Consider the following 13214-nt stretch of genomic DNA (forward strand, 5'->3'; position numbering starts at 1 on the left):
TCTGTTAGTTGATTATCTGTTAATGTACACCCAAGCACTTTTTGATTTTGCACCACCTTCGTAAATAACGGTATAGAAATAGGTTCCTACTGGTAATTCCTCACCATCATCGGTTTGTCCATGCCACTCGTCAACATAGTTGGTTTTAGAGTATACAAGTGTTCCGTTTCTATTGAATATTTCAAGTTTAGTAACGTTGAAACTACTTAAATCAAAAGTATCATTCATCATATCATCATTTGGTGAAATACCCTCAGGGAAGACGCAGGACTCAAGCTCCACAACTTCTACTGGGATCTGATTTAAACAGCCACTATCATTAAAGGTTATGGTAGCCACATATTCACCAGCGACTACAACATTATCCAATATTAGGCCACTTCCGCTAAAAGGATTGCCATCTAAAGTCCAACTTATAGATACTTCATCTTCCGTAAAGTTGGTTGGCACAATACCAATAGTTACTTCTCCTGTTGAAGGCGCAGGGCATACTTCATAATCATATTGTTGTTCATCTATTGTTGCTAAAGGCACTATATTTATTTCTAAGCCGAATGATGTGGTCTCATAACATCCAGTCGTAGCATTTTCAGCTCTTACATAAATGGTTTCTCCACTACTTGAATATGCCGAACTTGAGACATCACCAGTTCCAGCGTCAGCATCTTCTTGAGACGTATGATAAGTCACTGTATGTGTCGGGTCCGTAGTCACTTCACTATTGATAGATAATAAATCAAATTCCGTAACACCATCAACCGCACCATCCAAATCATCACAAACTATAAAATCCATTGGTTGGTCAATAATTATGGTAGGATTAACTACTAATGAAACCACTACTAACTCACGACAGCCAAAGTAATAAGGGTTATCGATTTGGTCCGTGTCTTCTATTCGCATAATTAAGTCTTCACCTGTTGAGGTATATGGTGAAGTAACAGGATTCATTGTGGAGTTTGCATCTCCTGTATTGGTATAGAAACTTACTGTAAATCCATCCGGTAAACCTAAGTTGTCTGAAAAAGCAACTAAATCGAACGACTCAGAACCATCATTTTCAGGTCCATCGCAAAGGTCAAAAGTCATTGGCGCCATAGCATCTGGATCTGTGTATAGATTAACAACAATTGGCTCAGAATCGGCAGTTGCCTCGCCACAATTGGTATTGTAAACGCGGGATATATACGTGCCGCTTTCCGTCACTAAAAGTGAGCTAGAGGTTTCGCCTGCTATTAGTTCACCATCTTTTAACCATTCATACTCGTTGGCAGCAAGTGAATTGGAGTCCAAGATTAAGGAATCAGCACAGGCATTTAGCTCATCTGGAGTTGCAGGATCATTATCTGTATCAAAAATAGGATAGCCTAAAAGGTTCACAATTTCTGTTTCTACAGTGGCATCTATCGCACCAGCACCTGTTTCATCTTCATTAGTTTGTTGTACCTGAATGATACCCGCATCTTGCGCAAAATTTGTTATTAATAAAAGATATATTTCACCCTGTACAGCTCCTGGCAGCACTGAATCTTCGATAGGAGCCGCAGAATAACTACAATCGACAGGCGCTCCTAACACACATAAATCGTCACCTGGTGCATAAGGACCCCAAAGTAGAAAATCGACATCTAATCCGTTACCAATAGGTTCATTATTTGCGTTAAAGGCACTATTTTGTGTCATGGTAATTAAAATATCACCAGATTCTACAATTGGCAATGTAAAGTAAGTAGGGTTAGGCGTTGAAAATAAACATTCTATAGTTCCATCTCCGGGAAGTAAATTTATGGTGTTGTTCAAATAAAGAAAATTACTATCATCAGAACTACCACTACAAAAGTCTTGAGCTGTGGTACAATCAATGTTGGTTGGAGCAATGTATGGTGTAATACAAAGATCAAAAGTAGTATCTTCCATATCTGTGTCGCCCGAATAAATTCTAATAAAATAGGTTTCTCCAATTGTAAGTTGAGGTGTAGCACTAGACGTTTCATCAAAACCATTTACACATGAGATTTCTGTTAAGTTATCACATGCACCTTCATAAATGCTGTGATTAATGTCCGTGGTATTACTTCCTGTTAAATTAGCTATAGCAATTAATTGGAATTCACTCTGTGCTACAAACTGAAACCAAACATCATCATCTGCATCACCTCCACAAGAAGGGTCAGCCACACCAGATGCAGTAGCACCTGAAAGGGTACCAAACGTGCTGGTCTCACAAAGATAGTTGTCGTTTACTGTAGCAACTGTTGCTGCACAAGGTACGTCATTTAAAGGCGGACATATGACCAGGTCGAGTGGTTGACTGCTAATGGTACATAATGTTTCTTGTTCATGAGCAACAAAAATATTTACAGCTTCAGTTCCAAAATCGAAAGGACCAGCTTGGAACGTACCTGTCGCTGTTACTGGTATAGTTGTAGCATCTAAACTATTAGATATTTCTAAAGAAGTAGCATCCCCTAAACTTGTTATCTCTACATCTACAAAGTATTGATAGTTTGGACAGTCATAAACAGGTGTATATGTTGCTTCAGGAAGTGTACACGGTAAGGTCTCAATATTTACCGTAAAATCTAAGGTTACACCAAAAGATCCATTATAACACGGGTTTGGTGTTGCTTGTCCACTATCAGCAGTTCCTATTCGCATTCTGTGTTCTCCAGGAGTTGCCGTTACTGGCATAACAAAGGAGGCGTCTAAAGTTGTGGGATTATCACCTAAAGATACACCTTGATACACAAGTTCTGTGTCTTCAAATACAAGGTTATCATTAAAATCTATCCAAATATTTGTCCCATAGGTAAAACCTGTGGCAAATGTAATCTGCACATTGGTATTTATTGCTGGAAAAAGATTCACTACAGTTGCCGTATGGTTTTCATAAGTTTCGTCTGGTCCAAAACTTGGAAAATCTGTTGTATCAATAGTCACGTTAGTTACACCATCACCATCATTACTTGATGGAATGGACTCACAATAGCCTGTAAAGAATTGAAACGGGCCTGACCATGTACTTTCATCTCCAGGACCACATACAGCCTGTACGTAAAATTCATAACTAGTGTCTGGCATTAAACCAGTAAGTACATAAGGGTTGGTTGTTACACCAGATTCAATGGTACCAGCACCTTGGGTAAAACCAGTGATACCGTATTCTATGTTCCAAGAAGATTGTGGTACGGCCTCTGTCCATCCTATTTCGGTTGATGTTGTGCTTAAATTGTTTGCTGTTAGCATGGTTGGTGCAAAACAACTTGGAGCCTCATCAAAAGTAACATCATCGATTGCAATATCGTCAGTAAAATCACCAGGTACGGTTTCAGAGATTATAAAACGTGCTTGCACGTCTCCTGTTATGGTTAAGATACTTAAATCTAATATTATAAGTTCCCATCCATCAGTGTTAGTATTGAAAGTACCCATAAGGTTCCAAGCTGCGCCATCCCATACCTCAACTTCTAATGTACTGTTGGCATCACCTTGATTATTGCTAATTTCATAGAATGAAAGTGCAGGTGCTGCCAAGCCACTAACATCTACGAAAGGACTCGTTAAAGTACTAGGACCATCATCTCCAGATGCATCTACCCAAGCAAAATAGTTATTGGTGGCAGTAGATCCGGTAATGACACCATCGTTACCAATATTATCAAAACCTGTATCATCAGCAAATTCCCATTCATTATCCATAGACCAACATAAAGGAATATCACCAGCATTTTCAAAACCTTCTGTATAAGGTGCTACAAAGGTGGTACATTCTGTAGCAAAAATCACCGGTCCTGTCCATGAACTAAGGTCGCCTGGGCCGCAATTAGCTTGGTAATAGACATAATAAGTAGTTGCCGGTGTAAGACCTGTTAGTGTGGTATTAGGCGTCGTGGTTACAGGTACCGAACCCTCTTCTTCCCCATTTCCAGGTGTAAAGTCAGCACCACCATTAAATTCAATGATCCAATCTGTTTCTACGTCACCTGCAAGCCAATCTAAAATAGCTGAATCTGCTGTAATACCAGAAACACTCATGTCTGAAGGTTCAGGACATGATGGTATATTTCTAACTTGAAAATTATCTACGAAGACATCTACATCTATACCAGTTGCAGCATTAGCAGTTCCTTCAGAAGCATAAATGGCAAACTGTACGGTTTGTCCAGAATATGCCGTCAAATCCACAACCGGATGAATGCCAGGAATTGGCACAACAGAAGTACTATCATATAATAATAGCTCAGTCCAAGTAGTTCCGTTATCGGTAGTTATTAATAATTGAACAGTATCATCAGCGTCTAAAGCTTCGGTAGAATCACTTTGATTCCATTCGGTTATTGCAAAATCAAATTCTACTTGAAAAGGACCACCAGTTAAATCGAAAAGTGGTGAAATAATCCAATCATTTAAATTTGCTGTACCAAACATGTTTATTTTATAGGCACCGTCGTCAGTTCCAATATTAAGAAACTCATCAGCTGTCCATGAACTAGCCCCTAAATCTGTTGGACCAGTTGTTATGTCTCCATTATCTGCTTCTTCCCAGCAATCAGGCGCAACCGTAAAAGTAACAGTTGAGAAATCTTCCAAATAATCTGGAATAAACACATCACAAAGTGTTGTGAAGGTAAAAGGACCAGCCCATAGACTAAGACCATCAGTTCCACAATTAGCTTGGTAGTATATATAGTAAGTTGTCACCGGTGTTAAACCTGATAACATTGTATTTGGCGTTCCTGTTACAGAAAATGCATTTTCTTCTTCACCGTTCCCAGGTGTAAAATCGGCACCACCATTATATTCAATATTCCATTCTGTTTCAGAGTCACCAGCAGTCCAATCTAGAGTTGCAGAATTTGAAGTTACACTCGAAGAAGTAATTCCGGTTGGCTCAAGACAAGTTGGTGTTTCAAACAATGTCACAACAATATTAGACCAATCGGCATCCGATCCAGTCCAACTTTGATTCAATATAACCTCTAAGAAGCCATCCGTCGCCGGCACATAAAGATCTGCGAAATCGCCTTCAAAGGTAAGTGTAGTATCAGCACCACTAGTAAGTCCACCTGCGGTAGCTGGATCTATTACAATGGAACCGCTTGTAGTGTTTACTGTAATATCTGCCTCAGAAGAAAATGGATTTCCTCCTCCAGCAACCCAATCGGCCGATACGGAAAAGGATTCATATGAACCTGTTGAAGAAGCTGGAACACCCGCTCCATTCGCCACATCGTTGAGATTAATAGTAACTGGTGATCCTTGGGCCACATTTGTAGGGCCTGCAATCGTAGGAAAATTATACTGAGCACTAGCCGTTAGGAAAAACCCAAGCATAATTAAAAATAGAGTAATCTTTTTCATTATTAATCGATTTGTTATAAATTATTTAATTCCCTTATAATCATTGGATTAAAAGGAGTTTTATAAGTGTTTTAATAAAAATGTGTTGTAATGTACATGGCTAGCGTTGGTTGGACGATTTGGCTATGCAAATTCGAATATATAAAAAATGCCTATTAACAAGAGCCTAACAATGTTATAATAGATTAACTACCTTAATAATCGACAAATGGTACAGGTGGATTTTTAGGTTGACTTCAATTGAATATAAACGGGCAAATGGTCGCTATATTCCCCTTTATATTTTTTACCGACATAGGTTCTAAAAGGCTGTCCTTTGTATCTACTGTGATACTGTTTTAGAGACTTGATATTAAATACTTTAGCCTTACTAAATACTAAGTTGGTTGATTGTGTGTTAAAAAAATTTGTAGAGAATAGTATATGATCAAAAATATTCCATTGAAAATTATGATTTTTTAAAATTTATATGGACAGCCACTAATTGCTTAACTTTGTACTTTAATGTATTTATGATAGAAAAAAAAGATATAGATTTAGAAAAAACAGTCTTAATAGGTATTATTACACAAGACCAAGATGAAGAAACATCAAAAGAATATTTAGATGAACTCGAATTCTTAACTTACACGGCTGGTGGTGAGGTCATAAAACGCTTTACTCAAAAAATGACTATGCCAAACCCTAAAACCTTTATTGGTACAGGGAAAATGGAAACAGTTACCAAATTTGTAAAAGAAAATGACATTGGGACCGTAATTTTTGACGACGAGTTATCGCCAGCTCAAGAACGAAACATCAGTAAAATACTGAATTGTAAGATTCTGGATAGAACGAATCTTATTCTGGATATTTTCGCACAACGTGCCCAAACAAGCTATGCAAGAACCCAAGTAGAATTGGCACAATGCGAATATTTATTGCCAAGGCTTAAAGGGATGTGGACACACCTTGAGCGGCAAAAAGGTGGTATTGGTATGCGTGGACCTGGAGAAACGGAGATTGAAACCGATCGACGTATTGTTCGTGATAAAATAGCTTTGCTAAAATCAAAGATCAAAACCATTGATAAGCAAATGGCTGTTCAGCGTGGCAATCGTGGAAAAATGGTACGTGTGGCGCTGGTCGGTTATACCAATGTTGGAAAATCAACATTGATGAATGTGATTAGTAAAAGTGATGTTTTTGCAGAAAACAAGTTATTCGCTACACTAGACACAACCGTGAGAAAAGTGGTTATTGGAAACTTGCCTTTTTTAGTTAGTGATACCGTGGGATTTATTAGAAAACTACCAACACAATTGGTAGAGTCTTTTAAAAGTACGCTAGATGAAGTTCGGGAAGCCGATTTATTGCTTCATGTCGTTGATATTTCACATTCCAACTTTGAAGAACATATAGATTCCGTCAATCAGATCTTAGACGAAATTGATAGTAAGGATAAACCCACCATCATGGTGTTTAATAAGATTGATGCCTATGAACCAGAACCTTTTGATGAGGATGATTTAGTTGAAGAACGTACCAAAGCCAATTTTACTATTGAGGAATGGAAAAAAACTTGGATGTCACGGTTAGATGGCAATGCGTTGTTTATTTCGGCTTTGAACAAGGAAAATATGGATGAATTTAGAAAAAGGGTTTACGAAGAAGTCAGGGAAATCCATGTGACTCGCTTTCCATACAATCATTTCTTGTATCCAGACGTTGAAGATATAGAATAGATAAAAGATATCAGACCGCTTCGCTTTTAGATGTTAGAATTTAGACTTGGTTCTAACTAGCTGACAAAAATTTGTATTTAAATTGAAAAATAATTTTTTCTTTTAGAATGATTTTCGAAAAAGTATGATTGACATAGAAATAGCTTCAATATGAATTCTAATTCAAATCAGATTACATCTAGATTAAAAAAAGTGTTGCAGAATAAGTGGATAAAATGGTCGCTTATTCTAGCTAGTATTGTTGTACTATTTCTTCTAGGGCTTTACATCAGCATTTATCTTGGGGTATTTGGAAAGCTTCCTACTTTAGAAGCTATCGGTTCCATAAAGCAAGAGCAGGCCACACAGTTGTTAGATAAGGATGAAAAATTAATTGGCAAATATTATATCTACGATAGACAACCCGTAAAATTTGAAGATTTCCCAAAACACCTTATTGATGCGCTCGTTGCTACAGAAGATTCAAGATTTTATAAACACGATGGTATTGATAATATCAGTTTGATGCGCGTGTTTGTCAAAAATTTAATTCTTCAGGATAAGTCAGCAGGAGGCGGAAGCACTATAACACTTCAATTGGCTAAAAATCTTTATGGTAGGAAGAATTATGCTCTATTCAGCATGCTCATCAATAAATTTAAAGAATCTATTGTTGCCAAACGTATCGAATCGGTTTATTCCAAAGAAGAGATTTTAACCCTGTACCTTAATACCGTTCCTTTTTCCGATAATACCTATGGTATAGAAAGTGCCTCCCGTAAACTCTTTAATAAATCGGTAACAGATATTTCATTGAATGAAGCTGCCACTTTAGTTGGCACCTTAAAAGCCAATACATATTACAATCCAAGAGTACATTTGGAGCGTAGTAAAGACCGAAGGAATGTGGTTTTAAGTCAGATGGTAAATTACAATTATTTGGCACAAGATTCATTAGACCATTATTCAAATCAAGATTTAAAATTAGAATACCGGTCGTTTAAGCATGATTTAGGTTTGGCACCTTATTTTAGGGCTGAAGTCAAAAAACAATTGGAATCGATTTTAGATACCTTAAAAACTCCTGAAGGAGAGCGATATAATTTATACAAAGATGGCTTAATCGTCCACACGACACTTGATTATAAAATGCAGGAATTGGCAGAAGAAGCCATGAAAGAACACATCAGCAAACTTCAAACTGATTTTGAGAATTCATATGGTAAAAGCGCACCTTGGGAAACCAACAAGAAACTACTCGAAAATGTCATTAATAATCTACCCAAAGTCAAATTATATAAAGAACAAGGTTTATCCGAAAGTCAAATCAACGACTCTTTGAGTCTTAAAAAATTGACTGATGTATTTAGTTGGAAAGGTGATACCATCAAAAATATATCGACTATAGATAGTTTAAAACATTATCTCAAATTTTTAAACACAGGAATGCTTTCAATAGAACCTGCAACAGGCGCTGTGAGAACTTATGTTGGAGGTATAGACTACAGGTATTTTAAATACGACCATATTTCACAAAGTGAACGGCAAGTTGGCTCTACCTTTAAACCTTTTGTTTATACAGCGGCTATCGAGAATGGCTTGGATCCGTGTACTTATTTTTCGCTAAACAAGGTGACTTACACCGATTATGATGATTGGACACCAAGCAATTCTGGTAGTGATGAAGACGAAGATCCTTACATCAATTATACATTGGAAAATGCATTAAGCAATTCGATAAACACCATATCTGTTAAGGTTATGGAAAGGGTTGGAATTCCAAAGGTTTTAGAACAGGTTGAAAAATTAGGCATCTCAAAAAAATTACCAAATGAACCGTCCTTAGCTTTAGGTGTTGCAGAAATCAATTTGAAGGATTTAACAGGTGCATATGCCAGTTATTTAAATAACAACAAATCCGTAAAACCCTATTACATCACTAAAATTGAAGATAAATCTGGAAACGTCATCGCTACGTTTCAACCTGAAATTTCAGAAAAAGAAGCTTATAATGACTATACAAGACAGGTGCTTTTAGAAATGATGAAATCTACAGTCAATAAAGGAACTGCTTCAAGATTACGAAGCACCTATGGTCTAAAAAATCAAATTGCTGGTAAAACAGGAACGACACAGAACAATAAAGACGGTTGGTTTGTGGGTTTAACGCCAAAATTAGTAACCATTACTTGGGTAGGAAATGATAATCATTCCATAGGATTCAAATCTACTGGAATGGGACAAGGCGCCAACTCGGCCTTACCTATTTTTGCTAAGTTTTTTCAAAAATTGAATACAGACAATGATTTTAATTCAATTACCAGAGCTCAATTTGAAAACCCTTCACAGCAAGTCTTAGAGGATCTGGATTGCGAGCCCACTAAACGTGATGGATTTATTAAGCGCTTATTCAAGAAAAAGAATAAGAAGAAAACATTTAATTGAGTGTTAGATATAAAAAAAACCTATCTAAATTTGAATTTAGATAGGTTTTTATTTTAAAACTATTAAGTATGATTAGAACTTGTAGCTCAAGCCAATAGTGTAATAGGATTGTAATTTGTTGTCTAAATCTTCAAAAGAAGTTGCTGCAGGAGGATCTTGAGCCAACGCATAGCTTAATGCTTCTTGCTTGTTATTTCTTAAAGCAAAATCGAAACCAACACCAATCATTTTCCAAAGCGTGTAGCTAAAAGAGTTGGTCCATGTCCAGTTAGATAAATCGCTAGATTCGTAGCTTTGAAAGGTTGAGAAGTTGGATTTAAAAGCAATTGCACCAATTTGTCGTGTATAATCTGCAACAATTTTTGCACCTAATGAAGATTCAAAAACGGCATCGTTATCGGCAAATACAAAGTTATAGTTCAATGGGTGAATTACCACGATAAGATTTTCTAATGGCGTCCATGTAGCACCAACACCAAGATCTAAATAACCTGGATCGTTAAAGTTATCCAAAAGCGTAGTTCTGTATTCCATTAAACCAGATACTGCCCAAGTTTTGCTTATGTTTCTACCGTAAAGGGAGGATAAGTTAAAAACATCAGTCGTTGGTTCAAAATTATCACTGTCTGTATCAGTATCTTTATTATCTAATTTTACCCATGAAAGGTTTGTGTTTAAAGAGTTTCTCCAAAAATATTTGTCTTCGATTTTATTGGCAAAAGCATTAAAGGTAATCCCAATATTTCCAGAACTATTATTAGGTACTCCTTGTGCATACCAATTGTTGAAGTTAGATAAGCTACCACCAATAGTACCGAATGCACCTACTCTCCAACCTGGTAAGGCATCAATTTGTTTTTGCAAAGCATCAGCTTCTGCTTGAAACTTGTTTGCTTCAGCTTGTTTTTCCGCTTTTTGGGCTTGAAGTTCTTCTTTTGTTTGAGAAAAACCAATTGTAATGGCAAACATTAAGAATGTTGATAAAAGTAATTTTTTATTCATAAGAGATTAATTTTAAATAAATTATAGTTGTTAAAAGTTCGCAAATATAAATGTTTTCTGATTTTTGTTAAATTAAAAAAATCATAATATCATTATCTTTAAGACACCAATACTTCGCTAAGGTCACATTTTAATTCTTTGGTTTTTTATAAAGTGGCACCGAAGAACAAGCTTCTCCAAACATAATGGATTTAGCTAAGGGCTTTAATTTTTGGGATAATAACACTAAAGCATTTGACGGCACGGGTTTATGGGAACAACCTTTTATAATGACAGGAAAATCTTCAAATTCTGAAACATCTAATTTTGAAATAATATCAGCATATAAAATAGACTCTAAATCGCCTAAAGAACCAATAATGGCTACTTTTGAAAACGGCTGTAGTGCAATCGAAATTAGCATGTAAGCCCAATCTGGTACAATGGCATCCGTGGAGCAATGCAACGCCACATAAGTATCTTGGTATTGCGACCAGTCATGTGCCGAAACATGAGCTCTAAACTCTTTTTCCCGCAACACTAAACCTTCAAGCAACCAATCTTTAATATCAAAAAGAATACGATCGCCTTTTGGATAGTAGTCTTCTAAATCTATAACTTTGAGTTTGCTAATTGCGACTCTATTAATAATCTCTTCTGCCATAATACAAAGATACTATTTTACTGATAGCCTTCGGCTTGTAACGTAAACAATTCGGAATACAAATCTTGGTTTTTTATAAGTTCTTGATGCGTACCAATTTCTAAAACTTTCCCATGTTCTAAGACTAAAATTCTATCAGCTTGGCGAACCGTACTAAATCTGTGCGAAATAATAATACTTGTTTTACCTTCTGTTAAGCCAATAAACCGACCAAATACTTCACTTTCGGCACGTGCATCCAGTGCTGATGTGGGTTCATCCAGTATCATTACTTCGGCATTTTTCATATAGGCTCTTGCCAAAGCCACTTTTTGCCATTGACCGCCTGATAATTCTTGGCCGTTAGAAAACCGTTTTCCCAGTTGCTGATTATAACCGTGTTTCAATTCAGATATAACATCATTGGCTAAACTTAGTTCCGCGGCATTTTCAATTTTAGCTTGGTTCTCTAATTCCTCTATGTTTCCAATGGCAATATTTTCCTTTACCGTAAATTCATATTTAAAGAAATCTTGAAAAATAACGCCAAAGAATTCTTGATACTCAGCGATATTAAAACGGTTAATGTTGATGCCATCTAATAATATTTCGCCTGAAGTAGGTTCGTAAAATCGTAATAACAATTTAATTAAAGTGGTTTTTCCGGCGCCATTCTGACCGACGAAAGCTAATTTTTCCCCTGCTTTAAGATGGAATGTAATGCCCTTTAAAATTTCAACTTCGGAATTCGGATAAGCAAATCGAACGTCTTTAAATTCAAAACCTTTTATAATTTTTTTCGGTAGCGGAACATCTTCCTTGACTTTTGAAATAATTGAAATATCAATAAAGTCGAAATAATCATTTAAATACAGCGCACTTTCTGAAATACGTGTGAATTTTGAAAAGAAATCCTGAAGGTTTCGCATTAAGCGATTAAATGAACCCGATAAAAAGGTCAATTCCCCAAGTGTAATGGCACCTGAAAGCACATGGTAAATAATAAACACATAAGCGCCATAATAACTGAAAGAGCCTAAAACATTAAATAAAAACCCTAAAGCCGAACGCTTAATGGAAAGGGATTTGTTGAGTTGGTAATATTCTTCAGATAAGTTTTTAAAACGGTCCACTACAAAATCAGTTAAGCCAAAAAGCTTGATTTCTTTTGCAGTATTATCGTTTGCTCCTATAAAGCGCAAATAATCCAATTCACGTCGTTCAGAGGTCCAGCTTCGTGCTAAAGAATATTGGCGTTGACTAAAACGGACTTCATTTATAAATGATGGAATAATACTTAATACTAAAAGAATAATTAGATACGGTTCAAAATAAATTAAACCAGCAACAAGCGTAGCAATGGAAATAGTACTCTGGGCTTGCCCTAGTACATTAGACATGAGTCCAACTCGACCAGTCGTTTGGGTTCTTGCGCGTTCTAGTTTATCGTAAAATTCAGAATCCTCTAATAAACTAATATTAATCTGATTGGTTTTTTTGATAATAGTGACCGAAGTGGCAATATTATATTCGTCGCCAAGTAAACCATCTGTTAAAGAAATAGCTCTGCTAATTAAATCGGAAAGTACAATTAAGCCAAACTCGTAGGCCACATAAGTCCAAAGGGTATAATAATCAGGATTATCCAATGAGATTTGTAGAATGATTTCATCGATAATCAATTTTCCTACCCATAAAATGATTACAGGAAGCACTGCGCCAATTAGTCTGCAAAAAGCGGATAATAAAAAGAGGCTTTTGTTAACGTTCCAGATTTCTTTAAAGAATCTAGGAATATAAACTAAGGCATTAAAGGACGATTTTAAATTTGTTTTTTTGCCGTCCTTTAGGGAAGTGGGTTGGCGTCTTGGCATTTATTTTTTTAATAAACTAAGTCCGATTCATACTAAATTATGATTAACTGAATTACTACGTTAATCTAATTGTTTTGTATCCTGAAAGGTCTTTTTTAGACCTTGTTGGTGTTGTAACTGAACAAAAACATACCTACAAAGTCCCGATAGCTATCGGGATTAAATCCTTGCAGGATTATTACGCTTCGCCAATAATCACAGAATTAA

7 protein-coding genes are annotated in these 13214 nt (G+C 36.2%); 2 read left to right on the forward strand and 5 right to left on the reverse strand.

Annotated elements, in window-relative coordinates:
• Window positions 1-12 precede the first annotated feature (12 nt).
• The gene (locus HM990_RS19515) at window positions 13-5361 is read right to left on the reverse strand and encodes a fibronectin type III domain-containing protein (RefSeq protein WP_178991657.1); all 5349 of its coding nucleotides are present in this window, start codon (window positions 5359-5361) and stop codon (window positions 13-15) included.
• Window positions 5362-5586: 225 nt separating this feature from the next.
• Window positions 5587-5826: an endonuclease/exonuclease/phosphatase family protein gene (locus HM990_RS19915; protein WP_262886569.1), complete on the reverse strand. Its 240-nt coding sequence runs from the start codon at window positions 5824-5826 to the stop codon at window positions 5587-5589.
• 47 nt (window positions 5827-5873) lie between these two features.
• Between HM990_RS19915 and hflX the strand changes: the two genes are divergently transcribed.
• Window positions 5874-7085, forward strand: coding sequence for a GTPase HflX (hflX, locus tag HM990_RS19520; protein ID WP_178991659.1), 1212 nt, complete (start codon window positions 5874-5876; stop codon window positions 7083-7085).
• Window positions 7086-7235: 150 nt separating this feature from the next.
• Entirely contained in the window at window positions 7236-9509 is a 2274-nt protein-coding gene (locus HM990_RS19525; RefSeq protein ID WP_178991661.1) for a transglycosylase domain-containing protein, read from the forward strand.
• A 72-nt stretch (window positions 9510-9581) separates the two neighbouring features.
• Here the strand turns inward: HM990_RS19525 and HM990_RS19530 are convergent, their stop codons facing one another.
• From HM990_RS19530 to HM990_RS19540, 3 genes are all read right to left on the reverse strand, one after another.
• Window positions 9582-10511, reverse strand: a complete 930-nt coding sequence (locus tag HM990_RS19530) for a DUF3078 domain-containing protein (RefSeq protein WP_178991663.1) — start codon at window positions 10509-10511, stop codon at window positions 9582-9584.
• A gap of 130 nt (window positions 10512-10641) precedes the next feature.
• A complete protein-coding gene (locus HM990_RS19535; RefSeq protein ID WP_178991665.1) occupies window positions 10642-11154 on the reverse strand; it encodes a DUF2480 family protein in 513 nt (170 codons plus the stop codon).
• Between the two features lie 17 nt (window positions 11155-11171).
• The gene (locus HM990_RS19540) at window positions 11172-13007 is read right to left on the reverse strand and encodes an ABC transporter ATP-binding protein (protein ID WP_178991667.1); all 1836 of its coding nucleotides are present in this window, start codon (window positions 13005-13007) and stop codon (window positions 11172-11174) included.
• Window positions 13008-13214: the final 207 nt, after the last annotated feature.

Origin of the sequence: Winogradskyella schleiferi (genome assembly GCF_013394655.1) — a bacterium.
GTDB lineage: Bacteria > Bacteroidota > Bacteroidia > Flavobacteriales > Flavobacteriaceae > Winogradskyella > Winogradskyella schleiferi.